The organism is Frigoribacterium salinisoli (assembly GCF_054781095.1).
This window is the reverse complement of sequence record NZ_BAAGVB010000001.1, coordinates 708,671-733,248: the sequence shown is the minus strand read 5'-3', so window position 1 is coordinate 733,248 and position 24,578 is coordinate 708,671. Positions and strand designations below refer to the sequence as shown.

Here is a 24,578-nt window from a genome sequence, read left to right as displayed (position 1 = left end):
ATGACCGACAGCACCCACGCCCCCGAGTCCACCACCGGCCAGACCTCGACGATCGGCTCCGACCGCGTCAAGCGCGGCCTCGCCGAGATGCTCAAGGGCGGCGTCATCATGGACGTCGTCGACGTCGAGCAGGCCAAGATCGCGGAGGACGCCGGCGCCGTCGCCGTCATGGCGCTCGAGCGCGTCCCCGCCGACATCCGCTCGCAGGGCGGCGTGGCCCGCATGAGCGACCCCGACATGATCCAGGGCATCGTCGACGCGGTCTCGATCCCGGTCATGGCCAAGGCCCGCATCGGCCACTTCGTCGAGGCACAGGTGCTGCAGAGCCTCGGCGTGGACTACGTCGACGAGTCCGAGGTGCTCAGCCCCGCCGACTACGTCAACCACATCGACAAGTGGCAGTTCACGGTGCCCTTCGTCTGCGGTGCCACGAACCTCGGCGAGGCCCTGCGCCGCGTCACCGAGGGCGCGGCCATGATCCGCTCGAAGGGCGAGGCCGGCACGGGCGACGTCTCGGAGGCGACGAAGCACATCCGCACCATCAAGAAGGAGATCGCGCAGCTGCGCGGGCTCCAGGCCGACGAGCTCTACGTCGCCGCGAAGGAGCTGCAGGCGCCCTACGAGCTCGTCAAGGAGATCGCCGAGACCGGCACGCTCCCCGTCGTCCTCTTCACGGCCGGTGGCGTGGCCACGCCCGCCGACGCCGCCCTCATGATGCAGCTCGGCGCCGACGGCGTCTTCGTCGGGTCTGGCATCTTCAAGTCGGGCGACCCCGCGAAGCGCGCCGCCGCCATCGTCCGTGCCACGACCTTCCACGACGACCCCGCCGTGATCGCCGACGCGTCGCGCGGCCTGGGCGAGGCCATGGTGGGCATCAACGTCCCCGACCTCCCCGCACCGCACCGCCTCGCCGAGCGTGGCTGGTAGCAGCTCCGGGTCGAGCACGCCCCGGGTGGGCGTGCTCGCCCTGCAGGGGGACGTCCGCGAGCACCTGCGCGTCCTCTCGTCCCTCGGCGCCGAGGCCGTGCCCGTCCGGCGGCCGGAGGAGCTGGCCGGGGTCGACGGCCTGGTCATCCCGGGCGGCGAGTCGACCGTGATGGACAAGCTCTCGCGCACGTTCGGCCTGGCCGGGCCCCTGCGAGAGGCCATCGACGACGGCCTGCCCGTGTACGGCACGTGCGCCGGGCTCATCATGCTGGCCGACCGCATCGTCGACGGCACCCCGGGCCAGCGCACCATCGGGGGCCTCGACGTCGCCGTGCGCCGCAACGCCTTCGGCAACCAGAACGACTCCTTCGAGACCGACCTCGACGTGCCCGTCCTCGACGGGCCGCCGGTGCACGCGGTGTTCATCCGGGCCCCCGTGGTCGCCGAGGTCGGGGCGGCCGCGACCGCCGTCGGCACGCTCGACGACGGCCGCGTCGTGGCCGTCGAGCAGGGCGCCCTCCTGGGCACCTCCTTCCACCCCGAGGTGACGGCCGACTACCGCTTCCACCAGCGGTTCCTCGACAAGGCCCGGGCGCGCGCCGCCCGCTGACCCGGCCGCCACGCCCCCGTCGGCTAGCATGGTCGGCATCGTCATCAGCAAGTGAGGAGCACCGTGTCCGGGCATTCCAAGTGGGCCACGACCAAGCACAAGAAGGCCGTCATCGACCAGCGACGTGCCAAGTCGTTCGCGAAGCTCATCAAGAACATCGAGGTCGCGGCCAAGCAGGGCGGTGCCGACATGTCGGGCAACCCGACGCTCGTCGACGCGGTGCAGAAGGCGAAGAAGACCTCCGTCCCCAACGACAACATCGACCGTGCCATCAAGCGCGGTGCCGGGCTGTCGGGCGAGTCGGTCGACTACCAGACCATCATGTACGAGGGCTACGGCCCCAACGGCGTCGCGCTCCTCGTCGAGTGCCTCACCGACAACAAGAACCGCGCCGCCGCCAACGTCCGCACGATCATGTCGCGCAACGGCGGCACGATGGCCGACCCGGGCAGCGTCTCGTACAACTTCAGCCGCAAGGGCGTCATCGCGGTCATGAAGACCGACGACCTCACCGAGGACGCCGTCATGGAAGCCGTGCTCGACGCCGGTGCCGAAGAGGTCACCGACCGGGGCGAGGGCTTCGAGATCGTGACCGAGGCCTCCGAGCTCGTGCCCGCTCGCTCGGCGCTGCAGGAGGCCGGCATCGACTACGACTCGGCCGACGTCGAGTTCGTGCCCGGCCTCAAGATCGAGGTCGACCTCGAGACGGCGCGCAAGGTGTTCCGCCTCATCGACGCGCTCGACGACGACGACGACGTCCAGAACGTCTACGCGAACTACGAGGTCCCCGCCGACGTCCAGGCCGCGCTCGACGACGACGACGAGTAGTCGGCCGCCGGTGGCGCTCCGGGTGCTGGGGGTCGACCCGGGGCTGACCCGCTGCGGCGTGGGAGTCGTCGAGGTCGACGCCCGGCGTCGCGCGACGCTCGTCGCCGTGGACGTCGTGCGCACGCCCGCGTCGATGCCCCTCGAGGAGCGCCTCCTGACGGTCGCCCGGGGCATCGAGGCGCTCGTCGACGAGCACGCCCCGGACGCCATGGCGGTCGAGCGCGTCTTCGCCCAGGCCAACGTCCGCACCGTCATGGGCACGGCACAGGTCAGCGGGCTGGCGCTCCGTGCCGCAGCCGAGCGGGGCATCCCGGTCGCCCTGCACACGCCCTCCGAGGTCAAGGCGGCGGTGACGGGGTACGGCAGCGCCGACAAGGCGCAGGTCGGGGCGATGGTCGCTCGCCTGCTCGGGCTGGCCGAGGCACCACGGCCGGCCGACGCCGCCGACGCCCTGGCCCTCGCGATCTGCCACGCCTGGCGTCGCGGCTCCCCAGCCGCCGCGGGCTCGACCGGCGCCGCCCTCACGCCCGCGCAGCGTGCGTGGCGGGACGCCGAGACGTCCGCTCGGACTCCTAGGCTGGGGGCATGATCTCGAGCGTCCGCGGCACCGTGCTGTCCGCCTCCGGCACGACGGCCGTCGTCGAGGTCGGGGGAGTGGGCCTCCGGGTGGGCGTCACCCCGCAGCTCGCCCTCACCCTGGTGCCCGGCAGCACGGTCCTGCTGCACACGGCCCTGATCGTCCGCGAGGACGACCTCTCGCTCTTCGGCTTCGCCGAGGTCGACGAGCTCGAGGTGTTCGACCTGCTCCGCGGCGTCACGGGCGTCGGTCCGAAGTCCGCGCAGGGCGTCCTCTCGACCCTCACGCCCGCCATGGTCGCGCAGGCCGTGGCCGACGAGGACGACGCCGCCTTCCGCCGGGTCAGCGGCATCGGTCCGAAGACGGCCAAGCTCATCGTGCTGCAGCTCGCCGGGAAGCTCGACCCCGCACCGACCGCGCCCTCCGTGACGACGGCGTCCTCCGCCTCGGCCGACGTCGTCGTCGCCCTGGTCGGCCTCGGCTGGTCCGAGCGCGACGCGACGACCGCCGTCGACGAGGTCGTCTCGGGCCTCGAGGTGGCGCCGACGTCGGTGCCCGCGCTGCTCCGCGCCGCGCTCACCCGCCTCGGCCCCCAGCAACCGTCGTCCGCCGGTGCCCGTCGCGCCGCCGGTGCCCGATGAGCGCTGACGACATCACGCGTCCGGAGCCCGAGAGCGAGGCGGAGCTCGCCTTCGAGGGGGCCCTCCGGCCCGCCTCGCTGGACGAGTTCGTGGGGCAGAAGAAGGTCCGTGGTCAGCTCGAGCTGCTGCTGCGTGCCGCGACGCTCCAGGGCCGCACGCCGGACCACATCCTCCTGGCGGGTCCCCCCGGGCTCGGCAAGACCACGCTCGCCATGATCGTGGCCCACGAGGGGCAGCGACCGCTGCGCATGTCGTCCGGGCCGGCGATCCAGCACGCGGGGGACCTCGCGGCCGTGCTCTCGTCGCTCCTGCCCGGCGAGGTGCTCTTCATCGACGAGATCCACCGCATGGCCCGCTCGGCGGAGGAGATGCTCTACCTCGCCATGGAGGACTACCGGATCGACATCATGGTCGGCAAGGGGGCCGGGGCGACGAGCGTGCCGCTCGAGCTGTCCCCCTTCACCCTGGTCGGCGCGACGACCCGCAGCGGACTGCTGCCCAACCCGCTCCGTGACCGCTTCGGCTTCACGGCGCACCTCGAGTTCTACGACGAGGTCGAGCTCGCCGAGGTGCTCCGTCGCGCCGCGGCGCTCCTGGACGTCCCCATCGGGGGCGACGCCCTCGCTGAGATCGCCGGACGCTGCCGGGGCACGCCGCGCATCGCCAACCGCCTCCTGCGCCGCGTGCGCGACTACGCCCTCGTGCACGGGCGGGACGCCGACCTCGCGACCGTCCGGGAGGCCCTCGACCTCTACGACGTCGACGCCCTCGGGCTCGACCGGCTCGACCGCGCGGTGGTCGAGACGGTCCTCACGCGGTTCGGCGGCGGGCCCGTCGGCCTCAGCACGCTCGCCGTCTCCGTGGGGGAGGAGGCCGACACCATCGAGTCGGTCGTGGAGCCCTTCCTCGTCCGGGTGGGCCTGTTCACCCGGACGCCCCGGGGACGCGTGGCGACCCCGCGGGCCTGGCAGCACTTCGGCCTCACCCCGCCGGGCGGCCCAGCAGCGCTCTTCGACGATGGCCTATGATCGCTCGAGACTTCGCAGCGCACGCCGTCCCGGCGTCCTGGCGCTGAGCACCGATCCCCGGCGTCCCGCGAGGGCGCACCCCGAGCGAAAGGTCCTGCCATGGATCCGGCAACCCTCATCATGATCGGCCTCCTGGTCGTCCTGGTCTTCTTCATGTTCCGCAACAAGAAGAAGCGCGACCAGCAGCAGGCCGACCTCCAGTCCAAGCTCGTGCCCGGCGTCGAGGTCATGCTCTCCTTCGGCCTCTACGGCACCGTGGTGTCGATCGACGACGAGACGAACGTCGCCGAGGTCGAGGTCGCACCCGGCACCGTCGTCAAGGTGCACCGTCAGACGCTCGGCCGGGTCGTCGAGCCCGTCGTGGTCGAGGAGCCCCTCGACGAGGACGGCCTCGACGCGACGGCGGGGGCCTCGCCCGCGTCCGTCGACCGCGACGCGACGTACCCCGCCTCGACCGAGGCCGACAAGAAGAACGACTGACCCGCGTGGTCGTGCCGGGTCGTCAGGAGGCCCGGTGCGGTCCACGACGCGTGCCTGTCCGGCACGCGCCTCACCGAGAAAGCTGAGTACCTCCGTGGCACGATCGACGCCGGTCAAGAAAGCCCTTCGTTCGCTCACCTGGTTGTTGATCGTCCTCGCGGGGCTCGCGCTCCTCAACGGCGGTGCCACGGCCCTGAACGACAGCGGTCGCGAGGGGTGGTGGTCGGGCGCCAGCTGGGTGCCCGAGCTCGCGCTCGACCTCCAGGGCGGGACGCAGATCACGCTCGCCGCCCAGCTGGAGGACGGCGACTCCGTGTCCTCGCAGCAGCTCCAGCAGGCCGTCTCGATCATCCGACAGCGCGTCGACGCCGGGGGCGTCTCCGAGGCCGAGATCACGACGCAGGGGGCGCAGAACGTCGTCGTGTCGATCCCCGGGCGGCCCGACAACGAGACGCTCGAGCGCATCGAGGCCGCCGCGCAGCTGACCTTCCGTCCCGTGCTCTTCACCGAGGCCGTGAGCAGTGCCGCCGTCGGCGGCGAGGGTGACGGTGCGACCGCCTCGCCGGCTCCCACGGCCGCGACGCCCGACCCCGAGCTGAACAGCACGCCCACGGCCAGCCCGACGAGCGCCTCGGACCCCGCCTGGATCACCGAGCAGCTCGCCGACGTCTACGCGAACTACGACTGCGCCGCGGACAACGACCTCACCGGCGCCCGGGCGGACCAGCCGCTCGTGACCTGCTCGACCGACGGCACGTCGAAGTTCATCCTCGGCCCCGTCGAGGTCGAGGGCAGCACGATCAGCGACGCCACCTCCGGCCTCGCGACCAACGCCCAGGGCCAGTCCACGGGCCAGTGGGCCGTCAACATCCAGTTCGACGGCACCGGCTCGCGGCAGTTCTCGGACGTCACGTCGCGCCTCGTGACGCAGCAGCCGCCCCAGAACCAGTTCGCCATCACGCTCGACGACCGCGTCATCACCGCGCCCAGCACGAACTCCGCCATCACGGACGGCCGTGCGCAGATCACCGGCACGTTCACGCAGGAGAGCGCGAAGGTCCTCGCCGACCAGCTGAAGTTCGGCGCGCTGCCGATCGCCTTCACCGTGCAGAGCAACGAGAACATCTCGGCGACCCTCGGTTCCACGCAGCTGGCGTCCGGCCTCATCGCCGGACTGATCGGCCTGATCCTCGTCGTCGTGTACTCGCTGGCCCAGTACCGGGCACTGGCGTTCGTGACGGTGCTGTCGTTGATCATCGCCGCGACGCTGACCTACCTCGTCATCGCGATCCTGTCCTGGCGGGAGGGGTACCGCCTGTCGCTGGCGGGGGTCGCCGGGCTCATCGTGGCCATCGGGATCACGGCCGACTCGTTCATCGTCTACTTCGAGCGCATCCGGGACGAGCTGCGCGACGGCAAGATCCTCGAGTCCGCCGTCGAGTCGGGCTGGAAGCGCGCCTTCCGCACGATCCTCGCCTCCGACACGGTCAACTTCCTCGCCGCGATCACGCTCTTCGTCGTCGCCGTCGGCAACGTCCGTGGCTTCGCCCTCACGCTGGGCATCACGACCCTGATCGACCTCGTCGTCGTCGCGCTCTTCACGCACCCGATGCTCCAGCTGATCGCCCGGACCCGCTTCTTCGGCGACGGGCACCGCCTGAGCGGACTGGACCCGCGGGCCCTGGGGGCCGTCTACCGGGGCCGTGCGCACTTCCGTGCACCGGAACCGACCCGCAAGGGCGCCGGTGGCCGCGAGGCCGTCAAGCGGCAGACCATCGCCGAGCGTCGAGCGGCCGAGCAGCAGGGCGGCACCGTCGCCCAGACCACGGGCGACACCGCCCGCACCGAGGGGAAGGACTCCTGATGGCCAGCTTCGGCACCTTCGGCAACGACCTGTACACGGGGGCCCGTTCGGTCGACATCGTCGGTCGACGGCGCACCTGGTACCTCATCGCCCTCGTGGCGGTCGTGCTGAGCCTCACCGTGCCCTTCCTGCGGGGCGGGTTCCACTTCGGCATCGAGTTCACGGGCGGTTCCGAGTTCCAGGTGGCCCAGCCCGCCGAGCTCGACCAGCAGCTGGCCACGGACACCGTCGAGGGCATCGTCCCGGCCTCGTCGCCGCGCGTGTCGATCGTCGGCGGCGACACCGTCCGCATCCAGACGTCACAGCTCGAGCCGGCCCAGAACAACGACGTGGCGGACGCGCTGGCGACCGCCTACGACGTGCCCGACGACCGCGTGACCGCGTCCTACATCGGCGCCTCCTGGGGTCAGGACATCACCGGGCAGGCCCTGAAGGGCCTCGGGATCTTCCTCGTGCTCGCCTTCGTCGGGATGATGCTCTACTTCCGCACCTGGAAGATGTCGGTGGCGGCCATGGTGGCGCTGCTGCACGACCTCGTGCTCACGGCGGGCATCTACGGGATCATCGGCTTCGAGGTGACGCCCGCGGCCGTGATCGGCTTCCTCACGATCCTGGGCTACTCGCTCTACGACACGGTCGTGGTCTTCGACAAGATCCGGGAGAACACCGCCGAGGACGGCGACGCGAGCAGGCGCACCTTCGCGGACTCGGTCAACCTCGCCGTCAACCAGACCCTGGTCCGTTCGATCAACACGTCCGTCGTGGCGCTCCTGCCCGTCGCGGGCATCCTGTTCATCGGGGCGTTCATCCTCGGCGCGGGCACGCTGCGCGACATCGCCCTCGCGTTGTTCATCGGCATCCTGGTGGGCACCTATTCGACGATCTTCATCGCGTCGCCCCTCTACGCGACGCTGCGGATGCGCGAGCCCGAGGTGCGCGAGCAGGACGCCCGGAAGCTCGAGCGGCGTGCCGCCGGCGACGGCCGCGCACCGGTCCGGACGGACGCCTCGTGACCGCGCCCGAGGGCCGCGACGCGGTCACGGCCGCCGAGGCGATCGAGCTCGTCCGCGGCGGGGTCCCCCTGGTGGACGTGCGGGAGCAGGACGAGTGGGACGCGGGGCACGCGCCCCAGGCGCAGCTGCTGCCCCTCTCGGAGCTCGGGTCCCGCGTCGATGAGGTGCCGACGTCCGGCGAGGTGCTGGTCGTGTGCCACGCGGGCGTGCGCAGCGCCCGCGCGACGGCCGCCCTCCGCCGCGCCGGGCTCCGCGCCGTGAACGTGGAGGGCGGGATGCTCGCGTGGCGTGACGCCCAGGGCGAACTGACGAGCGAGGACGGGCGCACGCCCTCGGTCGGCTGACGCCGTCGACTAGCGTGGTCCTGTCCCGAGACGAGAGCGAGCTGCGGCGATGACCGAGACCACGACCACGCCCCCGGGTGCCGGGCAGGGCGACCTCACGGTCGCGCAGGCCCCGCAGACCGCGTCGCTCCGCACCCTCCTGCCCCGCCTGTTCTCGCGCAGCCAGCCGGCCGGGGCGGTCGACCGCCTCGTGAAGACGGTCCGTGCCCACCATCCCAAGGCCGACCTCCTGCTCATCGAGCGCGCCTACTCGGTGGCCGAGCGGGCGCACTCGGGGCAGCTCCGCAAGAGCGGCGAGCCCTACATCACGCACCCCGTCGCGGTCGCGCAGATCCTCGCCGACCTCGGGATCGGCTCCAAGACGATCGCCGCGGCGCTCCTGCACGACACCGTCGAGGACACCGACTACACGCTCGACGTGCTCCGCCGCGACTTCGGCGACGAGATCGCGATGCTGGTCGACGGCGTCACGAAGCTCGACAAGCTGAAGTACGGCGACAGCGCCCAGGCCGAGACCGTCCGCAAGATGGTCGTCGCCATGTCGAAGGACATCCGGGTGCTCGTCATCAAGCTCGCGGACCGCCTGCACAACGCACGCACCTGGGGGTTCGTCGAGTCGGCCTCGGCGACCCGCAAGGCCACCGAGACGCTCGAGATCTACGCGCCCCTCGCGCACCGGTTGGGCATCCAGACGATCAAGTGGGAGCTCGAGGACCTCAGCTTCGCCGTCCTGCACCCCAAGCTGTACGTCGAGATCGACAGCCTCGTGAAGCAGCGCACGCCGCAGCGGGAGCAGTTCGTCCAGAACGTGATCAACGCCGTCAAGGGCGACCTCAAGTCGGCCAAGATCCGTGGCGAGGTCGTCGGGCGCCCGAAGCAGTACTACTCGATCTACCAGAAGATGATCGTGCGGGGTCGCGAGTTCGACGAGATCTACGACCTCGTCGGCATCCGCGTGCTCGTCAACTCGCTGCGCGACTGCTACGCCGTGCTCGGTTCGATCCACGCCCGCTGGAACCCCGTGCCGGGTCGGTTCAAGGACTACATCGCCACCCCGAAGTTCAACCTGTACCAGTCGTTGCACACGACGGTCATCGGCCCCAAGGGCCGTGCGGTCGAGATCCAGATCCGCACGCACGAGATGCACCAGCGCGCCGAGTTCGGCGTCGCCGCCCACTGGAAGTACAAGCAGCGCATGAACGGCGGTCGCGACGACTCCGTGACCGGCCCGCAGACCGAGACCGACATGGCCTGGCTGGCGCACATCTCCGACTGGCAGGCCGAGACGAGCGACCCCGGGGAGTTCCTCGACAGCCTCCGGTTCGAGATCGGCGCGAAGGAGGTCTACGTCTTCACGCCCCAGGGCAAGGTGATCGGCCTCCCGTCCGGGGCGACGCCCGTCGACTTCGCCTACGCCGTGCACACCGAGGTCGGGCACCGGACCATGGGCGCGAAGGTCAACGGCCGGCTCGTCCCGCTCGAGAGCTCGCTGTCGAGCGGCGACGTCGTCGAGGTCTTCACGTCGAAGAACCCCGACAGCGGGCCCAGCCAGGACTGGCTGACCTTCGTCAAGAGCCCCCGCGCGCGGAACAAGATCCGGCAGTGGTTCACGAAGGAGCGCCGCGACGAGGCGATCGAACAGGGCAAGGACGCCATCGCGCGGGCGATGCGCAAGCAGAACCTGCCGCTGCAGAAGCTCATGAGCCAGGACTCGATCTCCGAGGTCGCGTCCGCGATGAGGTACGACGACGTGTCCAGCCTCTACGCGGCCGTCGGCGAGGGGCACATCTCGACGCAGTCCGTGCTCGAGAAGATCCTCGCCGCGGTACAGCAGCAGAACGAGGTCGACGAGGGCGAGTTCGAGTTCCCGAGCCAGGGTCGGGCGCGCCCTCTGCGCAACAGCGACTCCGGCGTGCTGGTGCGCGGTGCGCCCGACATCCTCGTGAAGCTCGCCAAGTGCTGCACCCCCGTGCCGGGGGACCAGATCGTGGGGTTCGTCACGCGGGGCCAGGGCGTCAGCGTCCACCAGGCCACGTGCCACAACGTGCAGGGGCTCATGGCCGAGCCGGAGCGCATGATCGAGGTGGAGTGGGCGCCCTCGTCGAAGAGCGTGTTCCTCGTCCAGATCCAGATCGAGGCCCTCGACCGGAGCGGCCTGCTCTCGGACGTCACGAGGGTGCTCTCCGAGCACCACGTGAACATCCTGTCCGCGACCGTGTCGACGTCGCACGAGCGCCTCGCCGTGAGCCGTTTCGTGTTCGAGATGGGGGACACCACCCACCTCGACCGCGTGCTCAACGCCGTGCGTCGCATCGACGCGGTCTACGACGTGTACCGCGTCAGCGCGGGGTGAGCCGGGCCCCGACCTCGTCGAGCCGGGTGAGCGCGCGTCGCTTGTGAGGGAGGCGTCGCCGGGCCACGAGGCTCGCGCGCAGGGCCGTCGGGTCCAGCGCGTGGTCGGTCACCAGGCGCGTGACGAGCTCGACGTCGGGGGCGCCCCACGCGTCGCCCCGGAGCAGGTCGAGCGTCGTGCGGCGCACGCTGGTCACTGCGTCCGCCCCGTGCCGCACGAGATCGCCCTCCTCGAGGACGACCTCGCTGATGCGCACCCCGCTCAGCTGCAGCCCGGGACGCCGACCGATGTCGACGCACGCCTCGACGAGGTCGGGGCAGCTGCCGCGGGCGCCCCAGACCCAGGCGGCCGTCCTGCGGGCGGCCGCGACGCCCGCGGGCAGGAGGACGCGGAGCGACCGGAGGCGCAACCCCGGCCCGTCGAGCTCGGCCACGGACGACCAGCTCGGTCCGCTGCGGAAGACGACGCCCTCGCGCTCGAGGACGCGGAGCTCGACCTCCGGCAGGTCGACGGGGGCGGCGAGTCCGAGCGGAGAGGGCATGCCCCAGTGTCGCCGGAACGCCACAGGCGCGGGCGCCGGAGCGCTCGCGCCTGTGGACAGCGGGTCGGTCGGGCTCAGCCGATGGCGTCGAGCCAGACCCGACGAGCGTCCAGGGCCTCCTGCGCCTCGCGGACGCGACGGGCGTCGCCGCTCGCCTCGGCCTCCCGCAGCTCGGCCTCGAGCTTGTCGATGGCGTCCTGGAGCTGGCCGGCCAGCCCCTGGGCACGGGCCTTGCGCTCGGGGTCGTTCTTCTGCCAGTGGTCCTCGTCGAGCTGGCGGACGTGGGACTCGACCTTGCGCAGGCGGTCCTCCACGGCGCGGAGCTGCTCGCGGGGCACGCGGCCGATCTCGTCCCAGCGCAGCTGGATCGCGGTGAGCCGGTCGCGCGCGGTGGCCCGGTCGGTCACGGCGAGGATGCCCTCGGCCTCGTCGAGCAGGGCGAGCTTCTGGTCGAGGTTGCCCTGGAACTCCTCCTGGTCGCGGGCGGAGACCTCGTTCTTGGCCGCGTACAGCACGTCGCCCGCACGCTTGAAGCGCGCCCAGAGGGCGTCGTCGTACTTCTTGCCGGCCCGACCCGCGCGCTTCCAGTCGTCGAGGAGCGCTCGGTAGGACGGGATCCCCTCGGACCCCTGCGACGCAAGGGCCTCGGCGCGTTCGGCGAGGGCCTGCTTGCGCTGGCGCGCCTCGCGGTGCGTCGCGTCCAGCTCGGCGTAGAAGGCCTTGCGGTGCTGGTCGATCGTCGAGCGCGCGGTGCGGAAGCGCTTCCAGAGGTCGTTGCCCTCGCCCTTGGGCAGGCGCGGACCCTCCTGCTGGTGCCGCTGCCAGCGCGCGAAGAGCTCGTCGAGGCTCGCCGTGACCTGCTTCCACTGCGCCCTGGCCGGGTCCTGCGCCGCGAGGGCCTCGGCCTCTTCGACGATGGTCGTGCGCTCGGCGACGGCGGCCGCGAGCGCGGCTTTCGCCTCGGCGGTCTGCTGCTGCGTGAGCTCGCCCACCGTGCTGTCGAGGGCGGCGACGCGGTCGCGCAGCGACTGGAGGTCGCCCACGGCGCTGGGCTCCACGAGCTGCTCGCGCAGGTGGCGCACGGTCTTGGCGACGTCGGTGGCGGCCGCGCCGCCCTTGACGCGCTGCTCGAGGAGGGTCACCTGCCCCTGCAGCTCGGAGTACTTGCGCTGGTAGTAGGCGAGGGCCTCGTCGGCGGTCGCGTCGGGGTACTGGCCGACGGCGCGTTCGCCGTCACCCTCACGGACGTAGACCGTGCCCTCGTCGTCGACGCGTCCCCAGGGTGCCTGATCGTCAGTAGCCAATGTTCCACCTTGCCGGATCTGCTCGTCGCGGGGACGGGAAGGCGCCCCACGATGGGTCCCCAGCCTATTGCACCGGGGGCTCCGGCGGCCTACTCGACCGTGATGCCCGTGATCGTCGTCGGGACGACCGGTGCCCCGTCGTTCGGCGACGCGTCCGAGAAGGGCGTGAGACCGGCGTCGGTCACCTCGGCCTCGAGCTGGTCGAGGCCGCTGGTGACGGTCCCGACGACCGTGTAGCCACCGGTCGACGCGTCGAGGTAGGTGTCGCCGTACGTGAGGAAGAACTGCGTGGACTGGGAGTCGGGCGAGGCCGCACGGGCCATCGCGATGGTGCCGGTCGGGTAGAGGCCGTCGGCGGGGACGTCCTCGAGCGGGCCGAACGTGTAGCCGGCGTCGCCCGTCCCGTCGCCGTTGGCCGAACCGCACTGCAGGAACCGCGCCGAGGGCGCGTCGCTCATCCGGTGGCACGTCGTGCCCTCGTAGAAGCCCTTGTCGATGAGGTCCACGAGCACGGCCGTCGCCTGCGGGGCCGCGGTGCCGTCGAGGGTGATGCCGAGCTCGACGTCGTCGTTGAGCTCGAGGGTGCCGGTCCAGGTGCGGTCCTCGGCGAGGGCGGGATCGGGCACGGTGCCGCTGCCCGCCGCCGACGGGCCGGCGGACGGACTGCTCGAGGGCCCGGGGTCGCCCGACCCGCCGTCGAGGACCACCTGCCCCGCGGTCGCGAGGCCGAGCGCCACGACCGCGACCGCGGCCCCCACGAAGCCGTCCCGGCGTCGACGACGCGCCTGAGCCGCGTGCACCTGCTGCCGCGCCGTGTAGCGCCGGAGCCGGTCCCGTGCCTCCCGCTGGTCCTCGTCCGCCGCCACCGGTCCTCCGCTCCGTCGTCCTGGTCTGACGAGGATCGTAGCGGAGGGCGCCCCGCCGCTCGGCGGGCGTGTGGGTGCCGACGGCTAGCATCGGGCACCATGACTCCGCTGCCGCAGGGATCGACGCCGCTCGCGGTGCGCATGCGCCCGACCACGCTCGCCGAGGTCGCCGGTCAGCAGCACCTCCTGCGACCCGGGTCGCCGCTCGTGACCCTCGCCTCCGACGTCTCGGGCGAGCAGGGTGCCGTCTCGGTGATCCTGTGGGGGCCGCCGGGCACGGGCAAGACGACGCTCGCCCAGGCGATCGCCTCGACCTCGGGCCGACGGTTCGTCGAGCTCTCCGCCGTCACGGCAGGCGTCAAGGACGTCCGGCAGGTCATGGAGAAGGCGCTGTCCGACCGCGACCTCTACGGCACCACGACGGTGCTCTTCCTCGACGAGATCCACCGCTTCACGAAAGCGCAGCAGGACGCCCTGCTGCCCGGGGTCGAGAACGGCTGGGTCGTGCTCATCGCCGCGACGACCGAGAACCCGTCCTTCTCGGTCATCACGCCCCTCCTGTCCCGCTCCCTCCTGCTCACGCTCGAACAGCTCGGCGACGACGACCTCGCCGAGCTCGTGCGCCGGGCCGTGGTCGACCCCCGCGGGCTGGCCGACCGCGTGGTCCTCGACGACGAGGCGCTGGCGACCATCGTGCGCCTCGCCTCCGGCGACGCCCGGCGCGCCCTCACGGCGCTCGAGGCGTCGGCCGCCTCCGCCGTGGCCCTGCACGACGAGCTCGCCGCCGGCGAGGCCCTGCTGGCCGGACCAGAGGCCGACGCCGACGCCGACCTCGATCCCGGTGCCGACTTCGACCCCGACGCCGACCGGGCGGAGGGCGGCGCCTCGGACGACGGCGACGACCGGCCCGTGATCACGGCCGAGACGGTGGCCCAGTCGGTCGACCGCGCACTGCTGCGCTACGACCGGGCCGGCGACGAGCACTACGACGTCATCAGCGCCTTCATCAAGTCGGTCCGGGGCTCCGACGTCGACGCGGCGCTGCACTACCTCGCCCGGATGATCGAGGCGGGGGAGGACCCCCGCTTCATCTGCCGCCGGATCATCGTCTCGGCGTCGGAGGACATCGGCATGGCCGATCCGAACGCCCTCACCGTGGCGGTCTCCTGCGCGACGGCCGTGCAGATGATCGGCATGCCCGAGGGGCGCATCCCGATGGCCGAGGCCGTCGTCTACCTGGCGACCGCGCCGAAGTCCAACCGGTCGTACCATGCCCTGGACGCGGCCCTGGCGGACGTGCGCGCCGGTCGTGCCGGCCGCGTCCCGAAGCACCTCCGCGACGCGCACTACCCCGGGGCCAAGCGGCTCGGGCACGGCAAGGGCTACAAGTACGCGCACGACGCCGAGTTCGGCGTCGTCGAGCAGCAGTACCTGCCCGACGAGCTCGTCGGCAGCACCTACTACGACCCCACGGCGAACGGGCACGAGCGCGACCTCTCGGCCCGGCTCGAGAAGCTCCGCCGCATCACGCGGGGCCGGTGACGGGGCGCCCGAGGCGCGTGCACGTCGGTCGCGTCGCCGCGCCGGTGCTCGCGTCGGGGGCCGGCCTCCTGTATGCTCGCTGGGTTGCCTGATCTCGGGCGTCGACGCGCGGCTGCTGACGACGACCCGAACAAGGTGCGACGACCTGTAGCCGGTCGCCACCGCGGCACTCACCCCTCTTGTTACGCCTCCCGGCGCTCGCGCGCTGGGGAGGCCCACCACGAACCACCGACAAGAACAGGACACCCGTGTCGACCAAGTCACGTACCCGCAGCAAGACCCGCCTCTCGCGCGCCCTCGGCATCGCCCTGACCCCGAAGGCCGCGCGCTACCTCGAGAAGCGCCCCTACGCCCCGGGTGAGCACGGCCGCACCAAGCGCAAGGCCGACAGCGACTACGCCGTCCGCCTCCGCGAGAAGCAGCGCCTGCGCGCCCAGTACGGCATCCGCGAGGCGCAGCTGCGCATCGTCTTCAACGAGGCCCGCAAGGCCCAGGGCCTGACCGGTGAGAACCTCGTCGAGCTCCTCGAGACGCGCCTCGACGCCCTCGTGCTCCGTGCCGGCTTCGCCCGCACCACGGCCCAGGCCCGCCAGATGGTCGTGCACCGCCACATCCTCGTCGACGGCAAGCTCGTCGACCGCCCCTCGTTCCGCGTCAAGCCCGGCCAGATGATCCACGTCAAGGCCAAGAGCGAGACGATGGAGCCCTTCCAGGTCGCCGCGGCCGGCGGTCACGTCGACGTGCTGCCCAAGGTCCCGGGCTACCTCGAGGTCGAGATCGACAAGCTGCAGGCGCGCCTCGTGCGCCGCCCGAAGCGCGTCGAGGTCCCCGTGACCTGCGAGGTCCAGCTGGTCGTCGAGTACTACGCCGCCCGCTAGCACCAGCGCAGCACCCTCCGGAGGAGCGAGCCACCCCGTGGCTCGCTCCTTCGTCGTCCCTGCCCCCTCGCGGCGCGGACTAAGCTCGGAAGTCGTCCGTCCGCCCCGTGCGGCCCCCGCGAAGGAGTCCCCGTGAAGAGCCTGTTCCTGCTGTCCGTCGGGGTCGTCCTCGGCTTCGCCCTGGCGCACCAGGCCAACCGCACCCCCGTCGGGGCCCGCGTCTTCGGCGGGCTCGACGGACGCGCCAAGTCGTTCCGCGCCGCGGTCGTCGACGGCTACAAGGCCCGCGAGGCCGAGCTGCGCTCCGGCGCCCACGCCGCCTGAGCTCCGGCCCCACCACCACCGCACCACTCCCGGGAGAACCATGCAGACCGCCGAGATCCGCCGCCGTTGGCTCACCTACTTCGGGGACCGCGGCCACACCGTCGTGCCGTCGGCCTCCCTGGTCAGCGACGACCCGTCGCTGCTGTTCACGGTCGCGGGCATGGTCCCCTTCATCCCGTACCTCACGGGCCTCGTGCCGACGCCCTACCCGCGGGCCACGAGCGTGCAGAAGTGCATCCGCACGAACGACATCGAAGAGGTCGGCAAGACCCCGCGCCACGGGACCTTCTTCCAGATGAACGGCAACTTCTCCTTCGGCGACTACTTCAAGGAGCAGGCGATCGCCTACGCCTGGGAGTTCCTCACCGGTCCTGAGGCCGACGGCATGCTGGGGTTCTCGCCCGACGACCTCTGGGTGACGGTCTACGAGGAGGACGACGAGGCGATCGCGTTCTGGAAGCAGGTCGCGGGCCTGCCCGACGAGCGGATCCAGCGCCTCGGCAAGGACACCAACTACTGGCACACCGGGCAGCCCGGTCCCGCGGGCCCCTGCTCCGAGATCTTCTTCGACCGTGGCCCGGCCTACGGTGCCGACGGCGGACCGGCGACGGACGACGACCGGTACGTCGAGATCTGGAACCTCGTGTTCATGCAGTACCAGATCGAGAACGTCCGCTCGAAGGTCGACTTCGACATCGTGCGCGAGCTCCCCGCGAAGAACATCGACACCGGCATGGGGCTCGAGCGCGTCGCGTTCCTCAAGCAGGGCGTCGACAACATGTACGAGATCGACCAGGTCCGTCCCGTCCTCGACGAGGCGGCGCGCCTGTCCGGCCGCCGCTACGGGGACGTGCGCGACGACGACGTCCGCATGCGCGTCATCGCCGACCACGTGCGCAGCTCGCTCATGCTGCTCTCCGACGGCGTCCGCCCGTCGAACGAGGGTCGCGGGTACATCCTGCGCCGCCTCCTGCGTCGCACCGTGCGGTCGATGCGCCTCCTGGGGGTCGAGGGCGCGACGTTCCCCGACCTCTTCGCCGCGTCGCGCGACGCGATGAAGGCGGCGTACCCCGAGGTCGAGCGCGACTGGGACCGCATCTCCCGCCTGGCCCTCGCCGAGGAGGAGACGTTCCTGCGCACCCTCGCGGCGGGCACCTCGATCCTCGACCTCGCCGTCGAGGACACCCGCGCCCAGCAGGGCGGTCAGCTGCAGGGCGACACCGCCTTCCTCCTGCACGACACCTTCGGGTTCCCCATCGACCTCACGCTCGAGATCGCCGAGGAGTCCGGCCTGTCCGTGGACCGCGACGCCTTCGACCGCCTCATGAGCGAGCAGCGGTCGCGGGCCAAGGCCGACGCCAAGTCGAAGAAGACCGCCCTCGCCGACCTCAGCGTGTACAGCGCGTTCCGGGCGCAGGGCGAGACCGTCTTCACGGGCTACGAGGCGCTCGACACCGAGACGCGCGTGCTCGGCCTCATCGTCGACGGCGCCTCCGTCGACCGCGCGGTCGTGGGCGACATCGCCGAGGTCGTCCTCGCCGAGACCTCGCTCTACGCCGAGTCGGGCGGGCAGGAGGCCGACCAGGGCAGCATCGTCGGCGCCGGCTTCGACCTCGAGGTGCTCGACGTGCAGAAGCCCGTCAAGGGCCTGGTCAGCCACCGGGTGCAGGTGCGCTCCGGCGAGGTCGGCGTGGGCGACGCCGCCACGACCGTCGTCGACCCGGTCTACCGCCGCGGTGCGACGCAGGCCCACAGCGCGACGCACCTGGTCCACGCCGCCCTCCGCGAGGTCCTCGGGTCGGAGGCGCACCAGGCCGGCTCCTACAACAAGGCCGGCTACCTCCGTCTCGACTTCAACTGGAGCCAGCCCCTGAGCGCCGCGACCCGGAGCGAGATCGAGGAGATCGCGAACCGGGCCGTCCGTGACGACCTCGAGGTCGTCACGCGCGTCCTGCCGATCGACGAGGCCCGGTCCCTGGGCGCCATGGCGCTCTTCGGCGAGAAGTACGGCGACTCGGTGCGCATGGTCGACATCGGCGGGCCGTGGTCCCGCGAGCTCTGTGCCGGCACGCACGTCGCGTCGAGCGCCCAGATCGGCCTCATCAACCTGGTGGGGGAGTCGTCCGTCGGGTCGGCCGCGCGCCGCGTGGAGTCGCTGGTCGGACTGGACGCCTTCCGCGAGTTCGCGACGGAGCGCGCGATCGTGTCGCAGCTGACCACGTCGTTGAAGACGCCGCGCGAGGGATTGTCCGAGCGCATCGGCGAGCTCGTCTCGAGCCTCCGGACCGCCGAGAAGCGCATCGCCGAGTTCGAGTCGGCGCAGCTCGCCACGCGGGTGCCCGCGCTGGCCGAGCAGGCCACGACGATCGGCGAGCTGACCGTCGTCGCCGAGCCCGTCGGACAGCTCCGCTCGACGGACGACCTCAGGAGCCTCGTGACGAGCGTGCGGGAGCGCCTCGGTCGCGATCGGGCGACCGTGGTGGCCCTGGCGGCCGACGTGGCGGGCAAGCCGGCCGTGATCGTGGCCACGACGGAGGAGGCGCGACGCGCGGGCGTCAAGGCGGGCCTGCTCGTGCGCGGAGCGGCCTCGGCCCTGGGCGGTGGCGGCGGCGGCAAGGACGACCTCGCCCAGGGCGGCGGTCAGGACGTCTCGGCGATCCCGTCAGCGCTCGCGGGCATCGTCGCGGCCCTCCGCGCCGCGTGAGGTCGGGCGCCCGGCTGGGCATCGACGTCGGCCGTGCCCGCATCGGCGTCGCCCGGAGCGACGGGGCGGGCTCGATGGCCCTCCCGGTCGAGACGGTGCCGCGCAGTCGCGGGGGGCGCGACGACGACCTCGCGACCATCACGGCGCACGCCGACGAGCTCGAGGTGGTCGAGGTCGTCGTCGGCCTGCCCCTGTCGCTCTCCGGTGGCGACACCCCGTCCACGGACGACGCGCGCGGATTCGCGGCGGCCCTCGCCGCGCGGCTCGCCGTGCCGGTGCGGCTGGTCGACGAGCGGCTGTCGACGGTCAGCGCCCAGGGCGCGCTCCGAGCTTCGGGCCGGCCCGCCAAGCGACAGCGGTCCGTGGTGGACCAGGTGGCCGCTGTTATCATCCTGCAACATGCGCTCGACCTGGAACGGTCGAGCGGACGACCGCCTGGCAACCTCGTGACGCGCGACGACGCGTGAGCGCGAACGACGAAGGACGACGACGCGTGGCGAACGAACCCGACTGGGACGACATCTTCTCGACCCGGCCCGCCCCCACCGCGGCGGAGGACGCCGACCCGGCGCCCGAGCCGCTCGAGCAGGAGCCCGCACGACCCCGGCGCGAGCGGCGCCGTGGCGCCTCCCGTCGGGAGGGCCGGCGCGGCCCACGTCGGGGCACGATCGTCCTGGCCGCCGTGCTCGTGCTCGTCCTCGGGGCGGGAGCGGCCGGCGTGGCGGCGCTCTGGGGCGACGTGGCCCCGCGTGTCCAGGCCCTGTTCGGCGGCGAGGAGGAGGCGCCCGACTACGAGGGCGAGGGCAACGGCACGACCGTCGACTTCGCGGTCGTCGAGGGCGACCTCGGCTCGGACATCGCGCAGAACCTCACCGAGGCGGGCGTGACGCGCAGCTACGGCGCGGCGTACGAGATCCTGCTCGCCGACTCGACGATGACCTTCCAGCCCGGCACCTACGCGCTCCAGCAGGAGATGAGCGCGAGCTCGGCCCTCGCGGTCCTCAGCGACCCGGCGAACCGCGTCGTCGACCGGCTCGTCATCCCCGAGGGCACGGCCGCCGTCGACATCCAGCAACTGCTCGTCGCGGCGACGGAGCTCCCCGAGGCCGACGTCGAGGCGGCCTTCGCCGACCCCGCGTCCTACGGCCTGCCGGCGGAGGCCACGAGCCTCGAGGGCTGGCTGTTCCCGGCCACCTACGAGCTCGACGGCGGGCGCACGGCGCGCGACTACGTGCAGCTCATGGTCGACACCATGAAGGAGCGCCTCACCGCGCTCGGCGTCCAGCCCGCCGACCAGCAGCGCGTCGTGACCTTCGCGTCGCTGATCCAGCGCGAGGCGGGCCTCGCGGAGGACTACCCCAAGGTGGCCCGCGTGTTCCAGAACCGCCTCGACCAGGGGATGCTCCTGCAGTCGGACGCGACCGTGGCCTACGGCACGGGCAACACGCACCTCGTGACGACGACCGACGAGGAGCGCGGCGACGCGGGGAACGCCTACAACACCTACGTGCACGAGGGGCTCCCCGTCGGGCCGATCTCGAACCCCGGCGACCTGGCCCTCGACGCTGCGGTGAACCCCGCCGACGGCGCGTGGCTGTTCTTCGTCACGGTCGACCTCGACTCGGGCGAGACCACGTTCTCGGACACCTTCGCGCAGCACCAGGTGGCCGTGGCCCAGTGGCAGGCCTGGATGCGGGAGCACCCCGAGTACGGATGACCCGCCTGGCAGGAGCGCCCGCCCGCACTGTGGGAGGATCGTGCCCATGCTTCGTTGGTTGACGGCCGGAGAATCGCACGGCCCCGAACTCCTCGCCGTGCTCGAAGGACTGCCCGCGGGCGTCCCCGTCTCGCTGGACGCGGTGCGCGCCGACCTGGCCAGGCGCAAGCTCGGCTACGGCCGGGGCTCGCGCATGAAGTTCGAGGCCGACGAGCTGCACGTCTCGGGCGGCGTGCGCCACGGCCTCACCATCGGGGGCCCCGTGGCCCTGCGCATCGGCAACACGGAGTGGCCCAAGTGGGCCGAGGTCATGTCGCCCGAGCCCGTCGAGGCGACCGAGGCGTCGCGGGGTCGCAGCGCGCCCCTCACGCGGCCGCGTCCCGGCCACGCCGACCTCGTCGGCATGCAGAAGTACGACTTCGACGAGGCGCGCCCCGTCCTCGAGCGCGCGAGCGCCCGTGAGACCGCGGCCCGCGTGGCCCTGGGCGCCGTCGCCCGGTCGTTCCTCGCCGAGCTCGGCATCGAGCTCGTGAGCCACACGCTCTCGATCGGGCCCGTGCGCGTCCCCGAGGGCGCTCGCCTCCCGGTGCCGGCCGACGTCGAGGCGCTCGACGCCGACCCGCTGCGCTGCGCCGACCCCGCGACCTCCGAGGCGATGGTCGCCGAGGTCGACGCGGCGAAGAAGGACGGCGACACCCTGGGCGGCATCGTCGAGGTGCTCGCCTACGGCCTCCCGCCGGGCCTGGGCTCGCACGTGCACTGGGACCGCCGCCTCGACTCGCGCCTCGCCGCGGCGCTCATGGGCATCCAGGCCATCAAGGGCGTCGAGGTCGGCGACGGCTTCGAGACCACGCGTCGGCGCGGGTCGGCCGCGCACGACGAGCTGCACCGCCACGACGGCGTCATCACGCGCGACAGCGACCGCGCAGGAGGCACGGAGGGCGGCATGAGCACCGGCACCGTGCTCCGCGTCCGCGCCGGCATGAAGCCCATCGCGACGGTGCCCCGCGCCCTCGCGACGGTCGACGTGACGAACGGCGAGGAGGCCCGCGCGCACCACCAGCGTTCGGACGTCTGCGCCGTGCCCGCCTCGGGCGTGGTGGCCGAGGCGATGGTCGCGCTCGTCCTGGCGGACGCCGTGCTCGAGAAGTTCGGGGGCGACTCGGTCGGCGAGACCGCCCGGAACCTCCGCGGCTACCTCGACGCGATCCCGGAGCAGCTGCGCACCGGGTCGTCCTCCGTCCCGTCGTGACGTCGGGTCCCGTCGCCCTGGTCGGTCCGATGGGGGCGGGCAAGACCAGCATCGGCAAGAAGGCGGCACGCCGCCTCGCCGTCCCGTTCGCGGACACCGACAAGCTCGTGGCGGCCCGGCACGGCTCGGTCGCCGACCTGTTCGCGCGCCACGGCGAGGAGCACTTCCGCGAGCTCGAGCGGTCCGTCGTGGCGGAGGCCCTCCAGGGCGAGGGCCTCGTGTCGCTCGGCGGGGGAGCGGTGCTGCACCCGGCCACGCAGGAGCTCCTGCGGGCCGTGCCCGTGGTGCTGCTCACCGTGACCGCGGAGGCGGTGGCCCCGCGGCTCGCGGGCAGCTCCCGCCCCTTGCTCGCCGCGGAGGGGATGGTCGCCTGGCGTCGCATCGCCGAGGCGCGGGCCCCGCTCTACCGCGAGCTCGCCGACCTCGTCCTCGACACCTCGCACCGACCGGTGTCGGGCGTCGTCGACGACCTCGTGACCTGGATCGACCGACGGAGGACCGCATCGTGACCCACCAGCCCAGCACCGACCCCACGGGCGCCGACCCGAGCAGCACGGACCGTCCCGGCCCCGTCCCGACCGACGCGGACGCTCCCGCCACCCGGATCACCGTGGCCGGCGCGGCGCCCTACGACGTGCTCGTGGGGCGCGACCTGCTCGGGGAGCTCCCGGGCCTCCTGCACCCGCAGACGAAGAAGGTGCTCGTCGTGCACGCGCCGACCCTCGGACGGAAGGCCGACGAGCTGCGACGCTCCCTGGTCGAGGCTGGGTACGAGGCCCTCATCGCCGAGGTCCCCGACGCGGAGGACGCCAAGCGCGTCGAGGTCGCTGCCTTCTGCTGGCAGATCCTCGGGCAGGCCGACTTCACCCGCACGGACGCCGTCGTCGGCTTCGGCGGCGGTGCCATCACCGACCTCGCGGGCTTCGTCGCGGCCACCTGGCTGCGCGGCGTGCGCGTCGTGCAGGTCCCGACGACGGTCCTCGCGATGGTCGACGCCAGCGTCGGGGGCAAGACCGGCGTCAACACCGCCGAGGGCAAGAACCTCGTGGGCGCGTTCCACCCGCCCGCGGGCGTCCTGGTCGACCTCGACCTGCTGGCGACGCTCGGCACGAACGAGATCCGGGCCGGCTTCGCCGAGATCGTCAAGACCGGCTTCCTGGCCGAGCCCGAGATCCTCGACCTCGTCGAGGCCGACGTCGACCGCGTGATCGACCCGACCACGCCCGAGTTCCGCCGCGTCGTCGAGCTCTCGATCGCGTTCAAGGCACGGGTCGTCGGGCAGGACCTCACCGAGCAGGGCCTGCGCGAGGTCCTCAACTACGGGCACACCCTCGGCCACGCGGTGGAGCACGCCGAGCGCTACCAGTGGCGCCACGGCGCCGCGGTCGCCGTGGGCATGGTGTTCGCCGCGGAGCTGGCCCGGCTCGCGGGGCGCCTCTCGGACGACGTCGTGGACCGGCACCGCCGCGTCCTCGGCCTGCTCGGGCTGCCGGTGACGTACCCGCTCGGCCGCTGGGACACCCTCCTCGCCACCATGCAGCGCGACAAGAAGGCGCGGGCCGGCATGCTGCGCTTCATCGTCCTCGACGGGCTCGGCCGCCCGTCCGTGCTCGAGGGGCCCGAGGCGAGCCTCCTGTTCGCGGCGTGGCAGGAGGTCGGCTCCTGACACCGGGCGCCCTCCGCTAGACTCGCCCCCGGCTGCACCCGGCCGCACCCCTCGACCCCGAACGGATCACTCGCGCATGGCGACCACCAACGACATCAAGAACGGCGCCGTCCTCAACCTGGACGGCCAGCTCTGGAACGTCATCGACTTCCAGCACGTCAAGCCGGGCAAGGGTGGCGCGTTCGTGCGCACGAAGATGAAGAACGTCCTGTCGGGCAAGGTCGTCGACAAGACCTTCAACGCGGGCACCAAGATCGACTTCGCCAACGTCGACCGTCGCGAGTACACCTACCTCTACGCCGAGGCCGACGGCTACGTGTTCATGGACACCACCGACTACGACCAGATCAACGTGCCGGCGACGATCGTCGGCGACGCGAAGAACTTCATGCTCGAGAACCAGAACGTCCAGATGGCGCTGCACGACGGCGACCCGCTGTACATCGAGCTCCCCGCGTCCGTGATCCTCGAGGTCACCTACACCGAGCCGGGCCTGCAGGGCGACCGGTCGACCGGCGGCACGAAGCCCGCGACCGTCGAGACGGGCCACGAGGTCCAGGTGCCCCTCTTCCTGGAGCAGGGCACGAAGATCAAGGTCGACACGCGCGACGGCAGCTACCTCGGCCGCGTCGCCGAGTAGTCGGGGCGGCACGAGCAGGTGAGCGCACGCACCAAGGCGCGCAAGCGCGCCCTCGACGTCCTGTACGTCGCCGACATCCGGCAGATCCCGGTCGCCGAGGCGCTCGCCCACGAGGCGGACCGGGCCAGGGATCAGCCCGAGCGCTCGTCGAGCTGGCCCTACGCCCGGGAGATCGTCACGGGCGTGATGGACCACGCCGACGAGATCGACGAGCTGCTCGAGACGTACGCCCAGGGCTGGACCCTGAACCGCATGCCCGCGATCGACCGGGCCCTGCTGCGCATCGGCGCGTGGGAGATCCTGCACGCCGACGACGTGCCCGACGCCGTGGCGATCTCCGAGGCCGTCGAGCTCGCCCAGTCGCTGAGCACGGACGACTCCGCGCCCTTCGTCAACGGCCTGCTGGCCCGCATCGCGTCGACCCAGGCCGGCTGAACGGCCGGCAGGCCCGCCGGGCCACCCGGGACCGGTAAGCTGAC

The 24,578-nt window shown here is 72.3% G+C and carries 25 protein-coding genes; 22 read left to right on the top strand and 3 right to left on the bottom strand.

The features are described from left to right. From pdxS to ACYVHQ_RS03435, 11 genes are all read left to right on the top strand, one after another. The gene (gene pdxS / locus ACYVHQ_RS03485; protein WP_460510741.1) at positions 1 to 927 is read left to right on the top strand and encodes a pyridoxal 5'-phosphate synthase lyase subunit PdxS; all 927 of its coding nucleotides are present in this window, start codon (positions 1 to 3) and stop codon (positions 925 to 927) included. Continuing rightward, positions 917 to 1,537, top strand: coding sequence for a pyridoxal 5'-phosphate synthase glutaminase subunit PdxT (gene pdxT, locus ACYVHQ_RS03480; RefSeq protein ID WP_460510740.1), 621 nt, complete (start codon positions 917 to 919; stop codon positions 1,535 to 1,537). The genes pdxS and pdxT overlap by 11 nt, the downstream gene beginning before the upstream one ends. Before the next feature lie 63 nt (positions 1,538 to 1,600). Further along, the gene (locus ACYVHQ_RS03475) at positions 1,601 to 2,365 is read left to right on the top strand and encodes a YebC/PmpR family DNA-binding transcriptional regulator (RefSeq protein WP_460510739.1); all 765 of its coding nucleotides are present in this window, start codon (positions 1,601 to 1,603) and stop codon (positions 2,363 to 2,365) included. A 10-nt stretch (positions 2,366 to 2,375) separates the two neighbouring features. Next, a complete protein-coding gene (gene ruvC, locus ACYVHQ_RS03470) occupies positions 2,376 to 2,954 on the top strand; it encodes a crossover junction endodeoxyribonuclease RuvC (protein WP_460510738.1) in 579 nt (192 codons plus the stop codon). Continuing rightward, on the top strand, positions 2,951 to 3,583 hold the full coding sequence (gene ruvA, locus ACYVHQ_RS03465) for a Holliday junction branch migration protein RuvA (RefSeq protein ID WP_460510737.1): 633 nt from the start codon (positions 2,951 to 2,953) through the stop codon (positions 3,581 to 3,583). The genes ruvC and ruvA overlap by 4 nt, the downstream gene beginning before the upstream one ends. Next, complete coding sequence (gene ruvB / locus ACYVHQ_RS03460; RefSeq protein ID WP_460510736.1) at positions 3,580 to 4,611, top strand: Holliday junction branch migration DNA helicase RuvB; 1,032 nt, start codon at positions 3,580 to 3,582, stop codon at positions 4,609 to 4,611. Before ruvA ends, ruvB begins: the two co-directional genes overlap by 4 nt. A 99-nt stretch (positions 4,612 to 4,710) precedes the next feature. Continuing rightward, complete coding sequence (yajC, locus tag ACYVHQ_RS03455) at positions 4,711 to 5,091, top strand: preprotein translocase subunit YajC (protein ID WP_460510735.1); 381 nt, start codon at positions 4,711 to 4,713, stop codon at positions 5,089 to 5,091. Between the two features lie 94 nt (positions 5,092 to 5,185). Beyond that, positions 5,186 to 6,955 carry a protein translocase subunit SecD gene (gene secD / locus ACYVHQ_RS03450; protein ID WP_460510734.1) on the top strand — a complete coding sequence of 590 codons (1,770 nt, stop codon included), beginning with the start codon at positions 5,186 to 5,188 and terminating at the stop codon, positions 6,953 to 6,955. Continuing rightward, positions 6,955 to 7,968 (top strand): protein translocase subunit SecF, encoded by a 1,014-nt coding sequence (gene secF / locus ACYVHQ_RS03445; protein WP_460510733.1) that lies wholly within the window; start codon positions 6,955 to 6,957, stop codon positions 7,966 to 7,968. The genes secD and secF overlap by 1 nt, the downstream gene beginning before the upstream one ends. Beyond that, positions 7,965 to 8,312 carry a rhodanese-like domain-containing protein gene (locus tag ACYVHQ_RS03440; RefSeq protein ID WP_460510732.1) on the top strand — a complete coding sequence of 116 codons (348 nt, stop codon included), beginning with the start codon at positions 7,965 to 7,967 and terminating at the stop codon, positions 8,310 to 8,312. Before secF ends, ACYVHQ_RS03440 begins: the two co-directional genes overlap by 4 nt. Before the next feature lie 49 nt (positions 8,313 to 8,361). After that, positions 8,362 to 10,665, top strand: a complete 2,304-nt coding sequence (locus tag ACYVHQ_RS03435) for a RelA/SpoT family protein (protein ID WP_460510731.1) — start codon at positions 8,362 to 8,364, stop codon at positions 10,663 to 10,665. Here ACYVHQ_RS03435 and ACYVHQ_RS03430 read toward each other — a convergent pair. From ACYVHQ_RS03430 to ACYVHQ_RS03420, 3 genes are all read right to left on the bottom strand, one after another. Then, complete coding sequence (locus ACYVHQ_RS03430; RefSeq protein WP_460510730.1) at positions 10,652 to 11,206, bottom strand: hypothetical protein; 555 nt, start codon at positions 11,204 to 11,206, stop codon at positions 10,652 to 10,654. The genes ACYVHQ_RS03435 and ACYVHQ_RS03430 overlap by 14 nt on opposite strands. Before the next feature lie 74 nt (positions 11,207 to 11,280). Next, on the bottom strand, positions 11,281 to 12,510 hold the full coding sequence (locus ACYVHQ_RS03425) for a DUF349 domain-containing protein (protein ID WP_460510729.1): 1,230 nt from the start codon (positions 12,508 to 12,510) through the stop codon (positions 11,281 to 11,283). Between the two features lie 89 nt (positions 12,511 to 12,599). Continuing rightward, positions 12,600 to 13,376, bottom strand: coding sequence for a peptidylprolyl isomerase (locus ACYVHQ_RS03420; RefSeq protein ID WP_460510728.1), 777 nt, complete (start codon positions 13,374 to 13,376; stop codon positions 12,600 to 12,602). A gap of 99 nt (positions 13,377 to 13,475) precedes the next feature. Here ACYVHQ_RS03420 and ACYVHQ_RS03415 point away from each other — a divergent pair, with 99 nt between their 5' ends. From ACYVHQ_RS03415 to nusB, 11 genes are all read left to right on the top strand, one after another. Beyond that, complete coding sequence (locus tag ACYVHQ_RS03415; protein WP_460510727.1) at positions 13,476 to 14,918, top strand: replication-associated recombination protein A; 1,443 nt, start codon at positions 13,476 to 13,478, stop codon at positions 14,916 to 14,918. A 248-nt stretch (positions 14,919 to 15,166) separates the two neighbouring features. Next, positions 15,167 to 15,796: a 30S ribosomal protein S4 gene (gene rpsD, locus ACYVHQ_RS03410; RefSeq protein WP_460510725.1), complete on the top strand. Its 630-nt coding sequence runs from the start codon at positions 15,167 to 15,169 to the stop codon at positions 15,794 to 15,796. A 132-nt stretch (positions 15,797 to 15,928) separates the two neighbouring features. Continuing rightward, positions 15,929 to 16,120: a hypothetical protein gene (locus tag ACYVHQ_RS03405; RefSeq protein ID WP_460510724.1), complete on the top strand. Its 192-nt coding sequence runs from the start codon at positions 15,929 to 15,931 to the stop codon at positions 16,118 to 16,120. Positions 16,121 to 16,160: 40 nt separating this feature from the next. After that, entirely contained in the window at positions 16,161 to 18,824 is a 2,664-nt protein-coding gene (gene alaS / locus ACYVHQ_RS03400; protein ID WP_460510723.1) for an alanine--tRNA ligase, read from the top strand. Beyond that, the gene (gene ruvX, locus ACYVHQ_RS03395) at positions 18,821 to 19,291 is read left to right on the top strand and encodes a Holliday junction resolvase RuvX (RefSeq protein ID WP_460510722.1); all 471 of its coding nucleotides are present in this window, start codon (positions 18,821 to 18,823) and stop codon (positions 19,289 to 19,291) included. Before alaS ends, ruvX begins: the two co-directional genes overlap by 4 nt. 26 nt (positions 19,292 to 19,317) lie before the next feature. Beyond that, entirely contained in the window at positions 19,318 to 20,541 is a 1,224-nt protein-coding gene (gene mltG, locus ACYVHQ_RS03390; RefSeq protein ID WP_460510721.1) for an endolytic transglycosylase MltG, read from the top strand. Between the two features lie 46 nt (positions 20,542 to 20,587). Continuing rightward, positions 20,588 to 21,793 carry a chorismate synthase gene (aroC, locus tag ACYVHQ_RS03385; RefSeq protein WP_460510720.1) on the top strand — a complete coding sequence of 402 codons (1,206 nt, stop codon included), beginning with the start codon at positions 20,588 to 20,590 and terminating at the stop codon, positions 21,791 to 21,793. Then, the gene (locus ACYVHQ_RS03380) at positions 21,790 to 22,302 is read left to right on the top strand and encodes a shikimate kinase (RefSeq protein WP_460510719.1); all 513 of its coding nucleotides are present in this window, start codon (positions 21,790 to 21,792) and stop codon (positions 22,300 to 22,302) included. Before aroC ends, ACYVHQ_RS03380 begins: the two co-directional genes overlap by 4 nt. A 95-nt stretch (positions 22,303 to 22,397) precedes the next feature. Continuing rightward, positions 22,398 to 23,459 carry a 3-dehydroquinate synthase gene (gene aroB, locus ACYVHQ_RS03375; protein ID WP_460511230.1) on the top strand — a complete coding sequence of 354 codons (1,062 nt, stop codon included), beginning with the start codon at positions 22,398 to 22,400 and terminating at the stop codon, positions 23,457 to 23,459. Positions 23,460 to 23,535: 76 nt separating this feature from the next. Continuing rightward, a complete protein-coding gene (efp, locus tag ACYVHQ_RS03370) occupies positions 23,536 to 24,099 on the top strand; it encodes an elongation factor P (RefSeq protein ID WP_460510718.1) in 564 nt (187 codons plus the stop codon). Positions 24,100 to 24,117: 18 nt separating this feature from the next. Beyond that, positions 24,118 to 24,534 (top strand): transcription antitermination factor NusB, encoded by a 417-nt coding sequence (gene nusB, locus ACYVHQ_RS03365; protein ID WP_460510717.1) that lies wholly within the window; start codon positions 24,118 to 24,120, stop codon positions 24,532 to 24,534. Positions 24,535 to 24,578: the final 44 nt, after the last annotated feature.